Origin of the sequence: Pseudanabaena sp. PCC 7367, from assembly GCF_000317065.1 — a bacterium.
In the GTDB taxonomy this organism is placed as follows: Bacteria; Cyanobacteriota; Cyanobacteriia; order Pseudanabaenales; family Pseudanabaenaceae; genus Thalassoporum; species Thalassoporum mexicanum.
Window position 1 is genome coordinate 313,484 of sequence record NC_019690.1, and the last position, 15,151, is coordinate 328,634.

Genomic DNA, 15,151 nt, shown 5'->3' on the forward strand with positions numbered 1-15,151 from the left:
CTAGGTCTGCTTTATATCGGTTAAGATAGAAAGCATTAACCTACCAGTGAAGATGGGGGATCTGTGGCTGAATTTGATAAAAAGAGGGCTGATTTAATCCTTGATAGCATCTCTGAGACTGGTTCTGATGATAAGGCTTGCAAAGAAGCTCGCATCGATAAAAAAACTTTCCATCAATGGTTGCGTAACGAAATTTCTTTCTCTGAGCAGGTTGCAAAAGCTAGACATATATATCGAGAAGGTAAGAATCACAGCCAGGTAGTTAAGGCAATGGCTGTTTTAGACCAATATCTAGGCGGGGAAGCTACGGAGGTACATAATTCTGAGGAGGAAAGAATCGGTAGTAATAAAGAAACAAGCCATAAAAAATCGACTAAGCAAGTACGCCGTAGTACCCCTGCCTGGGTGATCGATCGTGTATTAGGTAAAAGAATGCATGAAATGGAAGCTTTGAGAGTTCTTGCTAATGCTGGCTGGGTTCCTCGAACGATTCTCACTGAGGTTGTGGGAGGCATAGCCGTATTACGAGAATCTGTACGTCATGCCTTTGATAACTTGAGTAGCTCTAATCGGGATAGTAGTAAGAACTAGTAAAACAGAGTGATGGAAACCTATAGTAATGCTAGTTTAGAAAAGAGTTGCAAGCGTTCGATTCAATTACAGCCCTTAACGAAAACCACGATCGAATGGCAACCGATTCCCAACAGTCCCCAGGCAATGGCCTACGACAGCGAAGCCGATGAGTTACTCTATGGTGGCAGTGCGGGGGGCGGAAAAACCGACTTGATTTGTGGACTGGCACTGACGGCACACCAACGATCGCTAATTCTGCGCCGCGAAGCAACCCAACTCAACGGCATCATCGATCGAATTGAAACCCTAGCCCAAACCAGCGTTAACCAGAGTCGCAAGACTTTGAACCTGGGCGATCGCACCATTGAACTAGGCGGTTGCCAACACGATCGGCACAAAACCAAATATAAAGGCCGCGAGCATGACCTGAAGGCATTTGACGAACTGAGCGAATTTACGCAAAGTCAATATGAATTTATTTCCGCCTGGAATCGTTCCACCGATCCTGAGCAAAAATGCCGGATTGTGGCCACCAGTAACCCGCCCGATGCGCAGATGGGAGCCTGGATTATTCGCCATTGGCGGCCTTGGCTTGACCCTAAACACCCTAACCCCGCTATCTCTGGTGAAATTCGCTATTTCATTCAACAGGAAGAAGTAGACTCCCCTGAACCAGTTGAGGTAAAGGGGCGATTGGTCTATCCCCGCAAACGTTGTTTCATTGCTGCCAGTGTGGAAGATAACCATTTTTTATTAGATACTGGTTACGATCGCCTCCTCGACAATTTGCCCCCCGAATTGGCCGCAAAACTAAGACATGGCGATTTTGGCACCAGCATTAGGGATCATACCTATCAGGTGATTCCCACTGCCTGGGTGATCGCTGCCCAGGAACGCTATCGTATCTTCAAGCAGCAACAGATAGCTAATCCGCCTTTATCCGTAATTGCGATCGATCCGGCGCGGGGTGGCAATGACCGCAGTGCGATCGCCCATCGCTATGGCAATTTAATTGAATTAGACGTGCTACCAGGCCAGGAAACCCCCGATGCGTTTCCAATTATCGATCGGGTTAAATCAATTCTGGCGGGTCAGCGGGTGCCAATCCAAATCGATGCGATCGGGGTGGGGGCAGCGGTGGTGGATACATTGCGGATGATGTCGGAATTAACCAGTGATGTAGTGATCGCCCTGGATGCCAGAGCCAGAAGTAATCAAGATGCTGGCCTGCGGCGGTTTGTGAATCAGCGGGCGCAGTGGTGGTGGCAATTGCGGGAGATGCTCGACCCCGCCAATAATCAAGGTGAGCAGGCCTTAATGCTGCCGGACTTGCCAGAAGTATTGGCCGATTTAACCGCGCCGCGTTGGCAGTTGCGTTTGCATGGGTTGGCGATCGAAAAGAAAGACCAGATTAAACAGCGTTTGGGCAAAAGCCCTGACCTGGGTGATGCGATCGTGATGGCGCTGGTGCTGCCGCCGATTGTTACCTATACCCGTTCTGAGCAACGGCGATCGCCAAACCGATTTGATGACTATGTAATGTGATTGTTGGGATTATTGTGATTGTTGGAATTGTTATGCTCGGCTTAGTCTGGTTAGTCTAGTTAGTCTGGGCGATCGGCATGATCAAGCTAGCCAGCAATCCAGTTGAATTGTTGAACTTTTGAACTTTTGAATTAATAGCTTGCTAAGTTGTTGAATTTTTAAACTGCTAAAATCTTGAATTTCTAAAATTTTGGCTTGTTAAGCTGGTAAGTTGTTGACTTGTTAGCTGCCATTTCCTTCGCTGTGCCAAAGAAATATCTATAGCACTGTGATGTAACTCTGGCGGTTAGCGATGTCGCTGCATCCAAGCGATCGCGGCCACCAACTGAGCGCCAAAAGATCACAGTTCGGCGTGATGCAGATCGCAGCGGAACCAGGGCGATCGCGGCATTATGGTTACAACAAAACAAACGCATTGAAAAACGCATTAAACCAAAACAAACTAAACCATTAATTGCAGAGGACAACAACTATGAAACTAACCTACCGAGGCATCGCCTACAACAGCCATCGTGAAGTATTGGCCACCACCAAAAGCCGCACCGACTTGAACTTCATGGGTGCTCACTACCGCATGGCTGGCGCCGAAAAAGCCGCCTCCCGCCGCACCGAAAAGCTGATGTTCATGGGTGTCGCCTACTAGATTGCTTCTGGCTCAAACCCTGAATATATTGGCATTTTGGGGAATTAGGTTAAATTAATTCAAAAATGCGCCAATTGGCTTAATTATCTGAGCGATTCTGGGTATTGTTAGAACTGCAATTATTTTAGTTATTGCAAACAATTCAAATATTCTGGTTGATGCCATTTATGTAAATTCATGGGGTCGCCGGGATCAACGCCTCACTTAATACATGCATTCTCAGTCATATTCTGCTTGAGAATGTATTTCTCGAAAATTACTAGGTATCCGGCGATCGCTATTCAACTGGCGATCGTTTTTTTTATTTAGCTCTATTTATTAGCTCTATTTAGAATTAGGCTAATTGGTTTTTAGATTGTTTTTCAACACCTGCTTATCGCAATGGGTCAGCTTTTCGAGCATTTGACAGATTTTGCGATCAACCTGGGCAAAGTTATAGGGTAAGCAGGATTGATGACGCTGACATGAATCACAAACAGTCGCAGAAACTTTGAGCACTTTAATTCGATCGGCCTGGCGATCCCTCACTAAATTGGCTGTGGTTAAGGTTGCGATCGCGGTGACGCTGATAACCTTAAAACGCTAATATTGCTAATAATTCAACTTACTAATAATCCAATCTAATAATCCAATTTATTAAAACTTGAATATTAATATTGCGATCCAGAAAAGTGCTTTTAAAATGTAAATGCTATATGAGTGCTATTTTAACGCTAGATAATTGCTATCTGGGGATAACTTAGAGATTAAATTGTTAAGTTAGTTTTTAATCTGCTTTTCGATTTTTTAATTTTTAAATCTAATGTCGATCGTAGCCGCCGCCCTCTGGCTAACTCAACCATCCAGACCATCCAGCCAAACTAGAATTTACTCTGACCTTAATTAAACCTTAATGGAATTATCCAGCCGCATCAATATATATATAAGTCTTGGTTTTAGAAGTGGCAAGCTAAGAGTAATAAAAGTAATCCCATTGCCTGAGTTGATCTGTATTTTTATTTGCTTTGCATGGTGATCAATCCTGATATTAGTAAATAAATATATTAGTAAATAAATAACGGATATTCGTTAATATTCCTAATTATGAGGAGCGATCCAAATTCCCCTATTGATTAATGTCTGTGCCGTCTACCTGAGTCTAATCCAGGTTTATTAATGAGATCGAGATCCAAGTTACGTTTTGAAACTGGCAAGTTTATCAAGGCTGGAATTGCCGCGATCGCCGTGACGGTGGTGGTGGTGGCTTTGCGGTTTGCTGGTGCTTTTCAACTGTGGGAATTAGTCACCCTCGATCGCTTTTTTCAACTAGCGCCAGCGCAGAACCATCCTGAACGGGTGGTGATAGTGGCGATCGATGAAACCTTTATTCGCACCAACGGAACCTGGCCAATGCCCGATGCAGATCTGGCCACCGTGATCGAGCAAATTAGCGCCCAACAGCCGGTGGCGATCGGTTTGGATATCTATCGTGATTTGCCAGTGGAACCAGGGCATCAAAAATTGGTGGAGATCTATCAAACCACGCCCAACCTGATTGGCATCGAAAAGGTGACCAGTGATGAACAGGCTGGCATAGTAGCACCGCCGCCCGAACTCGAAGCGCTAGACCAGGTGGCTTTTAATGATGTGGTGCTGGATGATGATGGCACCCTGCGCCGTGCCCTGTTATCAATTCGGATTGAGAATGATGAAATTTATTTAAGCTTGCCCTTGCGTTTGGCGTTGATGTATTTAGAGCGCGAAGGCATTTTTATAAAGCCGATCGATGCTGAGCAGTCCACTGTGGGTTTGGGTAGGGCTGTCTTTGAGTCTTTGACCAGGAATGATGGTGGCTATGTCAGGGCTGATGACAATGGCTATCAAATCATGCTGAATTATCATCGCCACACTTGTCAGGAACAGGCAAATTGTGAAGTGTTTAAAACGGTGTCGATCGCTGATGTGTTGGCTGGCAAAGTTGAACCAGATTTATTCCGCGATCGGCTTGTATTAATTGGCTCAACGGCAGAAAGCATCAAGGATCGCTTTTTTACCCCCTTCACCCACAGCAACTTAACCGCGGCACCGGGGGTAGAAATTCATGCCTACATTATTGATCATCTGCTGGCGGCGGCGATCGATGGGCAACCGGTGCTCTATGGTTGGGCTGAACCTCAGGAAATTATTTGGATTCTGGTTTGGGCGGCGGTAGGCGGAACGATCGGGGTTTGGTTTATTAGTGATCGCTGGCGCGGTCTATTGGTGTTTGCGATCGCCCTGGGGCTGGTTTTGGTTTTGCCCTATGGATTGTTTTTGATTGGTTCCTGGGGGCCGTTGCCGCCGGCGTTGATTGCCCTGTTGGGGGCAGCGATCGTAACCGTGGGCTGGTTGCTGTTAGATAATTTAAAACGTTCCTATCGTCAGCTCTCAGAATATTCCCGCACCCTGGAACAACGGGTATTGGAGCGTACCGCCGAACTGGCCGAAAATAATCGATTGCTGGAGATAGAGATTAAAGAACGGATCACCATCCAGGATCAACTACAAGCAGCCAAAGCCGCCGCCGAAGCCGCTAATATTGCCAAAAGCCGCTTTTTAGCGAACATGAGCCATGAGATTCGCACGCCGATCAATGGCATCATCGGCATGATGGATCTGCTGCAATATACACCGCTGAATGCGGAGCAGACTGATTTCTTGAGTACAATGCGCAACTCGACCCAGAGTTTGATGCTGGTGATCAATGATATTCTCGATCTCTCGAAGCTGGAAGCGGGGCAGATGCAGCTAGAGCTGAAACGCTTTAAGCTGAATGATTGCGTTGAAGGGGTGATGGAATTAATGGCGGGGCAGGCCAGCCAGAAACAACTGGAAATGGCGATCTACATTGCCCCAGACGTGCCATTGCATCTGGTTGGTGATGCCTATCGCTTGCGGCAGGTGTTGACTAATTTGGTCAGTAATGCAATCAAGTTTACGGAAAAAGGGGTAATCAAAACCACCCTGAAACTAGGATACGTTACCGCTGATACGGTGGAAGTGCGCTTTGAGGTGAGCGATACAGGAATTGGGATCGCCGCTAATAAGCAAAATGTGTTATTTCAATCCTTTTCCCAGGTAGATATTTCCACCACCCGCAAATATGGTGGCACTGGTTTGGGCTTAGCAATCTGTAAGCAGATTGTGGGGCTGATGATGGGTGAAATCGGCGTGGAAAGTGAATCGGGGCAGGGCTCAACGTTCTGGTTCACGGCGGTTTTTGCCAAGGTCAAGTTCAAGCCCGATCGCCAGCCCAGGCAGTTGTTTGCGGCGCATCAAAGTTTGGCTGGGGTGCGCCTGGTAATCATTGAGCCCAGCAAAACCACCCGTCAGATTGTTGAGAATTATGCCAGGGTGTGGGGTATGAAAGTAGATAGCTTTGCTACGATTCGGGCGGCGTTGCTATTCAAGCAAAATTTACAGCAAAACTTACAGCAAGATTTAGCCCCAAATTTTAAATTGGCAGATGGTGGTGATGCCCATGATTCCCACCTCCCCCGTAACCTTGGTTGGGATTTTGGTGTGGTGAGCCTGGATGCTCTGGATAGTTGGGTTGCCTCGCAAGCTGATTATGAGGATGATACTTTGGGCAAAGCCCTAGAGCAGGTGGGGCCACCGGGGGCGATCGAACTGGAGCTAGATTATTGCATTCCACCGGAATTAAAAGAATTAGTGATTGAACATAGCCATGTTTGCTGGTTGGTGGTGGCGGATGTGAAGCGCCGCGATCAGGCAGATAAGCTGGTGATTATCGATCGCGCCTATGCCTTTGTGATCAAACCCTTGCGGGCTGCTCGGTTGCTCGGTTGCTTTTTGGGTATGGCTGAAGGTGAGCCCTTTGAAGCGGTCTTGGATGATATGGGTACGACTGGCAAGTTCTTGCCTGATTCTGATCCTTCCCAGGCCAAGATTCGGGTGCTGTTGGTGGAAGATAATCCGGTCAATCAAAAGGTAGCACGTAAACAGTTGGAACGCTTGGGCTATGAAGTGACCTGTGTGGATGATGGCCAAAAGGCACTGGTGGCCTTGATTCCGGCGGGTTATGCCAATCTGGATACTAATATTGAAGCCAAGGCGAGGGAGGGTGTAGGCGCGATCGCCAACTTGCCGCCACCTGAATTTGATGTGGTACTGATGGATTGCCAGATGCCGCGTCTGGATGGGTATGAGGCCACCAGGCGTTTACGTGCTTGGGAGGAGCAGTTATATCGACAACATGTGCCCCGGCATATGGTGGTGGTGGGGTTGACGGCGAATGCGATGAAGGGCGATCGGGAAAAGTGTCTGGCGGCGGGGATGGATGATTATTTGAGTAAGCCGGTGGTGATGAATGACCTTAATTCTACGCTGAAGCGGTGGTTGAGTAATAGGGTAACCAGCTAGCCGATCGCTCCATTTTTGCTAATGTACAATGATGAGTACATATTGCAAATGGTGATGAATATGGATAGCATGACCTATGCCTCTTTTAAGGAAAACTTAGCCAGTGCCCTGGATAAAGTAAACGATGATCACGCACCAATTCTGATTACCCGCCCGAATGGTAAGTCTGCTGTGGTAATGTCAGTGGAAGATTTCGATGGATATGAAGAAACCGCTTATTTAATGGCTAGCCCGAAGAATGCAGAAAGGTTACTAAAATCACTAGCTGAAGTGAAGGCTGGAAAGGTAGTGCAGCGAGACTTAATCAAACCATGACAGCGACAGGTGCGATCGCCCATAGTCTAGTTGAATTTTTGCGGCTGCCGGATTGGCTGATTGAAATCCTCTCACCATCTGAGCGGGGTGGGGATTTTTGATTGGTTAAAAATGGCTTGATTAGGTTTAGGCTGCTGAACTGAGAGCAAAAGTGGTTCACCTTGGCGGAGCGATCGCCCTTCCCAACCTCTATGTTATGGTTTGGATATGGGGATCAGGCGGCGCAAAAAAGCTAGTTATCCAGCGCTCTACCAACTCACTGCCAGCTATAAATCGATCGTAAGCTATACCTGGTTTTTCTTAGAGAGAGTTGTTATTGGTTGAGCAGTTTAACTGTTTGACTGTTTGACAATTCAACAACTTAATCATTCAAATTTTTAAATATTCAATATTTCAGCAACTCAACCAGCTAGCAATATGAACTTTTAGCTTGTTAATAACTTGAAATGTTAACAAGTTGAATTGCTAATTAAATTTATTGATAGTAAATAAGCAAGTTTTAAATAGTAATAAATAGGATTAATTAAATATAAGTAGTAAATCAAACCAAATTTATATTATTTGCCTATATTTAGAGTTTTAAAGCCAATTAAATTCTTATTTGCTATTTAAACACTTCAATTACCCCACCGGAGCGCGATGAAAACTCCTAATAAGCAAATGAAGAAAGCTGTCAAAGTAATCTTGAAAGTTGTCCTCAAACTGATGTGGCAAATCTATCGCAGTCTTTGATGGTGCTAAATCTGTGACTGAACCTGTGACTGAATTTGTGACTGAATTTGTGAAATAAACTTAATCAACTATGGCAATCCAAATCGCTGCCAAACCAATCAAAATAACGATCGGCTCCGACAATCAAGACTGGAGCAATCGGCTTATTTCCTTAACCTTGCGCTATGCCTATTTACCACTGCATGGCATGATTCAAACCCTGGGCACGCTGAAGCTGAATGCAAGTGACTTACCCAGCCCGATCGAGAGTATGAATCCGTTGGCAAATATTAGCCGCTGGCATCGTGGCCAAACCGTTAAAATTCAATTCACCAATGATGCGGGTAGCTTTTCACCTCACCCAATGGCGAATCCGCTCTATATTCTGCGCGAACCAATCCGACCATTTTTTGCCGACCAGCCGCCTACCCTGGAGCTGGAACTAGGCTGCATTCTGGCCTTGCGTGACTTTCCGCAGCCCGATGGCGATTTCGCTGGGATCGTGGCCGGAACCAGTATCTCGCTAACCACGGTAATTACTAACCTGCTCAATGCTGCTGAGATTAGTAACCTCGATAGCCCTAGTTTTACCGAATTAAATGGCATTAGTCGGACTGCGCCAGCGATCAAAACCAATCGCAAAAGCTTGGTGCAACAGGCGGGAGAACTGGCCTATGGTGCGGGTTACTACCTGTATCAAGATGCCACGGGAAAGGTAGCCGCCAGGGCGATCGACCTGGAACCGACTGAAATTGACTTCATTATTGAGGTGGGAAATAATGCTGGCCAAGAACTACTCTATCAACCCCTCGGTGGGGTGAGCGAAACCCCGGTCGAGGTAGTCAGGGTAAGCGGGGTGGCTTATGATGCTACGCCACCGCCTGTTACCGAAACTCCCTATTATGACGAAACCTTTGAGATCGAAGGGATTATAGGCGAGATAATTCCCGATTCTACGGTGTTCTTTGCCAAAACAATTACCCAAAGCACTCGGATTCGCAAGGAAGCGATTAGTTCAGAGGGGAATCAGGAAGTTGATATTATCGATGTGAGCTTTCCCCGTGGCCTGATTGACCCCGCTGATGCCGATCCCTTGAGCTTAATTCTCAGTCGTACTACCACGATTACTCGCACCTATGATAGTAGCGATCGCCTGGTGCAGATTTTGACAGAAATTGATGAGCTGAAGGGGTTGATTAATAGTGCTGAAGTAGCCGATCGCTTCACCATGACTAATGCAGTAATCGAAACTACTCAGAATATTTTTGAGGCAGCGGAAACCACTGTCCAAACCGATGAGATGTCCCGGCAAATTACCACCAAGCAACAGGCCAGGGTGATTACTAACCCCGATGAGCTGGTTGATCCCTATGGGTTGCATGTGGCCGAAAAGACTATCCGCCAGTGGTCACGCATTGGCGAAACGGAACAATATGGCTTCATTGAAACGCCCCAGAAATCCAAGATTTTGATTGTGGCGAATGAAATCGAAGATCCCTATGGTCTTACTTTTGCACCAGGGGGATTGGTGGGTGCTAGTTTTGACGATCGCTACCTGCCACCCCAGGCCGAATATCGCACGCCGATTAGCACGATTACGGAAACGGAAGTGAGTGGCGTTGCCTATTTTGACCTGAGCACGGGGTATGAACGGGAGCGTAGCTATCGGTTTGATTATATCCCCGATCATGCCACCGCCAGGGCGATCGCCCAACGGTTAGGGAAATGGTTGGTGATGGCCAGATATGCCTATGAGGTGGGGTTTGCGCTGACCAATGATGTGATGGATAACCTCAAGCCATTGATGCGTAGCGATTGGACGGAACCGAATGGGAATGTGGTGGCCTATGTGCTGAATGGGATTGCCCTGGCCTATGAGAATGGCCGCGCCTATGGGATCGCCCATGCTTACCCGATTAATCCGGGCATTTATACGGAGCTGAAGAAGCTGGCGGCGAATGTTACGGCGGGAACGGAAATGAGCGCGGTGTTTGAGCAGAATTTGCGCTTGAAGGCCAACATTACTGCCGGAACGGAATTGACAGTCTCATTCCCAGTCGATCGCGCCCTGGCGGCAACGATCACGGCGGGAACAGAGCTAGTGGCTTCCTTCCCACTTTAATCAATTGAAACAGGATTAGGTAAAAACTCGATAAAAGCAGAAGCAGAGGAAATATGGCATTTACAGAAAGTTCTAATTTCTGGGAAGAACAAAAATTAAACCATCTTCTGGACAATATGGAAGAGCCGCCCACCTCACTGGAAGTCCGCCTATATCAAGGAGTTCCTGAAGAGGCTGGGACGACAGTTAATGATGTTACCGTTTTTTTAAATAATCCAGGGGTAGTGACTTTTGATGCTCCACTCCCAGTTGGCGATGGGTATCAAATTGCCAATAGTGCGGTTGTAGATTTTGGCACTGCTGCTGATGATGTGAATGTAGACCATGTGGCGCTCTGGGCAAATATCAGTGGTGGTTGGCAGATGATCGCCTATACCGCATTAAGTAGTCAAATTACATTTTTGGATGGTGATCCAGCGACGATCAACGCAGGTGAAATCAAGGTCACGATGCAGGAAAACTGGGGTGCAACCGTTCAACAAACTTTGCTCAATTGGATTCGTGGCACTATCCCTACCTCGCCTACTGATTTGTATGTGGCGCTCTATACTGCTGCACCGGGAGCTGGTGGCGGTGGTACAGAGGTAACTAACAATATTCGCTCAACTGGCCGCCCCCAACCCGCAGAGGTTGATATGGAAAGATGGAATGAACCAGTTGCCGCAGCGCCCTATTTCCAGATCACGAATAAGGGCAAGATTGACTTTGGTGCAAGTGATAATAATCTAGCCAGTGATATCACCCATGTGGGCATTTTTGATGCGATCAGTGGTGGCAATCTGCTGATGTGGGGGATATTGAGTGAACCATTGCCAGTCCTTCAGGGCGATCGGGTCTTTTTTGAACCTGGTCAGTTGGTGCTCAGGGCTGCTTAATTAGAGCCGCTTAAGTTGACTAGTTTACTCAAATTATCAATCTAAATGCGTGATTATGACCGACCTAGACCCCACGATCGAACTAGCCAGACAGAGTGCCCGCCGATCGCAAACAGTTCATGCCGCCGCGATCGCCCAGGATCTCGAAGCCGCCGCCCAACTGCCAGAACGGAACACCTTCCAGGGATATGATTCGGCCAGTGGCCTATTCAAACGGCAACCATTGGCGAATGTAGCGAATAGTAATAATAGCCCCGCCACGATCGCCGATGGAATCAAGGTTTTTAATCGGGGGGTGCGAATTGGCAAACCAATCTGGACAATTCCCACCGCTGGCAATGCGCGATTGATTGGCCAATATATTCGCCGGCAGATCCAGGCCGATCGGCAGGTATTGCAACGCCGCCCATTGGTGATTATTCCCCAACCGGTTAACTGGATGGAACTGAGCGCCACCGTTGATGGCAAACTGCTGGCCATGACCTTTAACTCAATTCCCACCTATGCGGCCTATATCAATCCACCCTTTGCCACGCCTCCCCAATTCACTGGGTTTACCACCAATCTTGATTTCTTTGAGCTGACTGGCCTGGTGCAGATCGATGTAAATGGTGGCAGCGGCGATAGTCTGATTGGCAAGATTGATAAGAGTGATAATAGTTTTGGTATCTATGGCACGAAGACGGTGGGGTTTGGTTATCAGATTTTTCGAGTCAATCCTGGCAGCCTGAATATAAAAGTCACGTTGGAGCAAACTGAGATCACTGATGGCGATCTGGCCTCAAATTCTGTGACTATTAATCGCAGCACAGGCGCAAGGCAACCCAATGGGTTATATCTAATCAGTTTTGACCAAAGTGTATTTTCAAGCAACCTGTTAGATATTCAGGATGCGGCTATTAATGTGGCGGTGAGTATGGAGATTATAGGGAATTGATTGGCTGGGAATTGATTAACCATTAATTAAGCCAGAATCTAGCTTAGAAGTGAAATAGAGAGCTTACCTTGCTAACTTGCTAGTAGTTTAAATGTTTAGTTGGTTAACAGTTTATATTTTCAAATTCTCAAAATGCTATCTATCTATCTATCTATCTATCTACCTATCTATCTAGCATCTCATCCCATTAGCTGAAAAGCCAACCGATCGAATGCTCAAAATGCCAAACTTTTAAAAAGTCAACTCGCTGACCCACCAAAAAGCTAACCAGTTAACCTGCTGAATTTTTAAACCTAATCATCTAACTGCTTTGCCTGCGCTTAGACCAAATCAGCTCCAAGCAGCTTTAATCAGCTTTAAATATATTTCAGTAATCATCCCAGCCGATCGCCCTAAACCAAACCATGCTGATATCCACCACCGCCAATTCCAACTCGCTTACCCTGGCACGTAGCGCCGCCCAGGCCGCCAGAGACATTTATGAATCCACCACCGATCGCCAACTGCGCCGCCAATCGCAACCACTGGGGCAACTCGCCGCCCTGGTGCGGTTTGATCCAACCCTGGGCAAATACGAAGCTAAAACCATTCATGGCGATCGGGTCTGGGGTGATTTTTATGGCATCAATCCACCGCGATTGGGCAAGCACTATGCCTATAGTCGAGCAATCGGCAGCGATTATGGCTTTTTTACGGATGCATAACCTATTCGACCTTGGCTTCTGCATGGCTGATTGACGCAAACTGGCTGGGTGACAATTTAATACTTCAACCATCCAATCTGCTCCCAATTTAACAGGGTATTAGTTGGTGCATTTGCCATAAAGGAGCCTATCATTGACCTGTCTAATGTTGCTATACTCCAGTGAAATAGTCGCCTATAATTTAGTTCATAAAATTTGTTGCCGCTAGGGAGGAATGTTTGACAACGATATTATGTAGTGGAATGGCACGATCGGCTTCTACATGGTCATATAACGTTTGTAAATCGATTCTTGCCGCCGTCAATCAAATTTATAATGCAGGTTATGTGGGGGAATTTGATGCGGTTGATGCATTCTTGCAAAATAAAACCTTCCCAGAGCATCAGCATATCTTGTTAAAGGCACATACACCTGGCAAGCAAACCCTTGCAGCGATCGTCGATGGACAGATTAAAAACATTTTTACTTACCGCGATCCTCGTGATAGCCTTTGTTCACGAATGCAATTTGAAGGGAAAGAGTTTAAGCTGGCGATGTGGGGTGTAATCTATAACTTGATTTACTACGATTGGTATCAAAATAATAGCCAGACTCTATTTATCAATTTTAAAGATATTATGGGTCAACCAGCCCAGGAGATTGCTCGAATTGCCGATTATCTGGGAGTTAGCCTGAGTAAAGAGATCTGTGAGCAGATTGCCATTGATAATGGCCTGAAAAAAAGCCAGAAAGTGATTGAAAACCTCAGCCAACTGCCCCAAGAGCAGCTTTTTCATGAAGGGGAACGGGTAATTGATAAAAGCACATTGCTACAAACAGGGCACATTGCTGGAGCTAAGACTGGTCGGTGGCGGGATGAACTCGATCGCAAGCAGCAAATAGTTACCAATACGGTTTTTGCACCCTGGTTAGTGTCTCTGGGCTATGAAACCGAGGCATCGCTGATGGAGTTAGAGCTTGCTCCGGTAGATGAGATGGATTGGTATGTTGATGCCGCGGTGGGGATTTATCAAATAGTTATGGCTGGTGAGCCTGAATACCTGCAATTACAAGAACTGTCGGCAATGGTGATCCAGCTAGCTGAGGGAACTTTTAATTATGTCAATCGCTAAGTAGTGATTATGGCTTTTTTACCGATGCTTGAACCAGCCTTTATCGATGTTTAAAAGTTCAGCAATTTGAATGTCTATTAACTTAGCAAGCTAAATTTTTGGACAGCCAACTTGCTAGTTTGCTAACTATTTGTACGCCCTAATTCCAGCTAGAATAGAATCGATCGCTTGATTTGCTAGTGCCTACCCGCCAGTTGAAGGATATATGAACGCCTACACGATCGATCTAAAGCCTTTCATTGAGCTGAGCGATGAACAATTCTATCAGCTTTGCCGGAATCATCCAGAACTCCAATTCGAGCGCAACGCCCAGGGAGAATTAATTATCATGCCCCCTACTGGTGGAGATACTGGCAATCGCAATTCAGAAATAAACGCAGACCTGGTGATTTGGAATCGACGCACCAAACTGGGTTATTGTTTTGATTCTTCCACTGGCTTTAAATTGCCCAATGGCGCAAATCGCTCCCCGGATTTAGCCTGGATTAGCAAACAGCGGTGGGAAGCCCTTGCCCCACAGCAACGATCGAAGTTCCCGCCGATTTGCCCCGATTTTGTGGCAGAGCTGATGTCGCCCACCGATCGCCTAGCTACGGTGCAAGCCAAGATGCAGGAATATCTGGAAAATGGCACTCGTCTGGGATGGTTGCTGAATCCTGAGAGCCAGACCGTGGCAATTTATCGTCAGGGACAAGCAGTGGAATTGTTGCGATCGCCTGAAACCCTGAGCGGCGAAGATGTATTACCAGGGTTTAGTTTGGAACTGGATTCTTTTTGGTAGAGCTTGATTGCAAGCCGCTACAGCTAAGCAGCGTGGCGGAACAGCTAGCCAACCCCGATCCAGAATCATTCCGCCAAGCGATCCCTAAAAATAAGCAATAAAATAGTCGGGGGGACACCCGACTTTCGGAGACTTGAATTTTTCCGCTAACTAACTATCGAAATAGGACTGATTAATTGAAACCAATTACACAGAGTACCGCGATAAGTAAGTTGGACAAGAGGACTAAACTCAAACCCCCTACGTACTTAAGACTGGCAATTACATTATGCGGCTCTTGCCCCCAGCCGTCAGTATGTTTAGTGGGGCTAAAGGTGGGCTGGTTAGTGGGTAAAAGGTGGGTTGCTTGGTGGGTTGAAGGTGGGTTGTGGCGATTTTGCGATCGAACTAGTTAATCTAATTAAACAAGCTCTAATTTATCTCTAATTAAAA

13 protein-coding genes are annotated in these 15,151 nt (G+C 46.6%); 12 read left to right on the forward strand and 1 reads right to left on the reverse strand.

The window, feature by feature from the left end:
* Positions 1–63: 63 nt before the first annotated feature.
* The 4 genes from PSE7367_RS19780 to PSE7367_RS21425 all read left to right on the forward strand — a co-directional run bounded on the left by PSE7367_RS19780 (position 64) and on the right by PSE7367_RS21425 (position 2,761).
* Positions 64–591 carry a hypothetical protein gene (locus PSE7367_RS19780; protein ID WP_015146329.1) on the forward strand — a complete coding sequence of 176 codons (528 nt, stop codon included), beginning with the start codon at positions 64–66 and terminating at the stop codon, positions 589–591.
* Between the two features lie 12 nt (positions 592–603).
* The gene (locus PSE7367_RS19785; RefSeq protein WP_015146330.1) at positions 604–2,118 is read left to right on the forward strand and encodes a phage terminase large subunit; all 1,515 of its coding nucleotides are present in this window, start codon (positions 604–606) and stop codon (positions 2,116–2,118) included.
* A 292-nt stretch (positions 2,119–2,410) separates the two neighbouring features.
* Entirely contained in the window at positions 2,411–2,572 is a 162-nt protein-coding gene (locus PSE7367_RS22295) for a hypothetical protein (protein WP_156800579.1), read from the forward strand.
* An 18-nt stretch (positions 2,573–2,590) separates the two neighbouring features.
* Positions 2,591–2,761, forward strand: coding sequence for a DUF4278 domain-containing protein (locus PSE7367_RS21425; RefSeq protein WP_015146331.1), 171 nt, complete (start codon positions 2,591–2,593; stop codon positions 2,759–2,761).
* A gap of 339 nt (positions 2,762–3,100) precedes the next feature.
* Here PSE7367_RS21425 and PSE7367_RS19795 read toward each other — a convergent pair whose 3' ends face one another.
* Positions 3,101–3,289, reverse strand: coding sequence for a hypothetical protein (locus PSE7367_RS19795; RefSeq protein WP_041700231.1), 189 nt, complete (start codon positions 3,287–3,289; stop codon positions 3,101–3,103).
* 627 nt (positions 3,290–3,916) lie between these two features.
* Between PSE7367_RS19795 and PSE7367_RS20910 the strand changes: the two genes are divergently transcribed.
* From PSE7367_RS20910 to PSE7367_RS19835, 8 genes are all read left to right on the forward strand, one after another.
* Entirely contained in the window at positions 3,917–7,162 is a 3,246-nt protein-coding gene (locus PSE7367_RS20910; RefSeq protein ID WP_015146332.1) for a CHASE2 domain-containing protein, read from the forward strand.
* 60 nt (positions 7,163–7,222) lie between these two features.
* Positions 7,223–7,477, forward strand: coding sequence for a type II toxin-antitoxin system Phd/YefM family antitoxin (locus PSE7367_RS19805; RefSeq protein WP_041700320.1), 255 nt, complete (start codon positions 7,223–7,225; stop codon positions 7,475–7,477).
* Between the two features lie 802 nt (positions 7,478–8,279).
* Positions 8,280–10,310, forward strand: a complete 2,031-nt coding sequence (locus PSE7367_RS19810) for a hypothetical protein (RefSeq protein WP_015146336.1) — start codon at positions 8,280–8,282, stop codon at positions 10,308–10,310.
* Between the two features lie 53 nt (positions 10,311–10,363).
* Complete coding sequence (locus tag PSE7367_RS19815) at positions 10,364–11,185, forward strand: phage tail fiber protein (protein WP_015146337.1); 822 nt, start codon at positions 10,364–10,366, stop codon at positions 11,183–11,185.
* Positions 11,186–11,240: 55 nt separating this feature from the next.
* The gene (locus PSE7367_RS19820; protein ID WP_015146338.1) at positions 11,241–12,122 is read left to right on the forward strand and encodes a hypothetical protein; all 882 of its coding nucleotides are present in this window, start codon (positions 11,241–11,243) and stop codon (positions 12,120–12,122) included.
* 404 nt (positions 12,123–12,526) lie between these two features.
* Positions 12,527–12,826, forward strand: coding sequence for a hypothetical protein (locus PSE7367_RS19825; RefSeq protein WP_015146339.1), 300 nt, complete (start codon positions 12,527–12,529; stop codon positions 12,824–12,826).
* 218 nt (positions 12,827–13,044) lie between these two features.
* Positions 13,045–13,938 (forward strand): sulfotransferase domain-containing protein, encoded by an 894-nt coding sequence (locus PSE7367_RS19830; RefSeq protein WP_156800580.1) that lies wholly within the window; start codon positions 13,045–13,047, stop codon positions 13,936–13,938.
* A 205-nt stretch (positions 13,939–14,143) separates the two neighbouring features.
* Positions 14,144–14,719: a Uma2 family endonuclease gene (locus PSE7367_RS19835; RefSeq protein ID WP_015146341.1), complete on the forward strand. Its 576-nt coding sequence runs from the start codon at positions 14,144–14,146 to the stop codon at positions 14,717–14,719.
* The last annotated feature ends 432 nt before the right edge of the window (positions 14,720–15,151 follow it).

Bases quoted from the DNA above. Each gene is read 5' to 3' on its own strand.
- PSE7367_RS19785 (WP_015146330.1), top strand. From the start codon at position 604: ATGGAAACCTATAGTAATGCTAGTTTAGAAAAGAGTTGCAAGCGTTCG.
- PSE7367_RS22295 (WP_156800579.1), top strand. From the start codon at position 2,411: ATGTCGCTGCATCCAAGCGATCGCGGCCACCAACTGAGCGCCAAAAGA.
- PSE7367_RS21425 (WP_015146331.1), top strand. From the start codon at position 2,591: ATGAAACTAACCTACCGAGGCATCGCCTACAACAGCCATCGTGAAGTA.
- PSE7367_RS20910 (WP_015146332.1), top strand. From the start codon at position 3,917: ATGAGATCGAGATCCAAGTTACGTTTTGAAACTGGCAAGTTTATCAAG.
- PSE7367_RS19805 (WP_041700320.1), top strand. From the start codon at position 7,223: ATGGATAGCATGACCTATGCCTCTTTTAAGGAAAACTTAGCCAGTGCC.
- PSE7367_RS19810 (WP_015146336.1), top strand. From the start codon at position 8,280: ATGGCAATCCAAATCGCTGCCAAACCAATCAAAATAACGATCGGCTCC.
- PSE7367_RS19815 (WP_015146337.1), top strand. From the start codon at position 10,364: ATGGCATTTACAGAAAGTTCTAATTTCTGGGAAGAACAAAAATTAAAC.
- PSE7367_RS19820 (WP_015146338.1), top strand. From the start codon at position 11,241: ATGACCGACCTAGACCCCACGATCGAACTAGCCAGACAGAGTGCCCGC.
- PSE7367_RS19825 (WP_015146339.1), top strand. From the start codon at position 12,527: ATGCTGATATCCACCACCGCCAATTCCAACTCGCTTACCCTGGCACGT.
- PSE7367_RS19835 (WP_015146341.1), top strand. From the start codon at position 14,144: ATGAACGCCTACACGATCGATCTAAAGCCTTTCATTGAGCTGAGCGAT.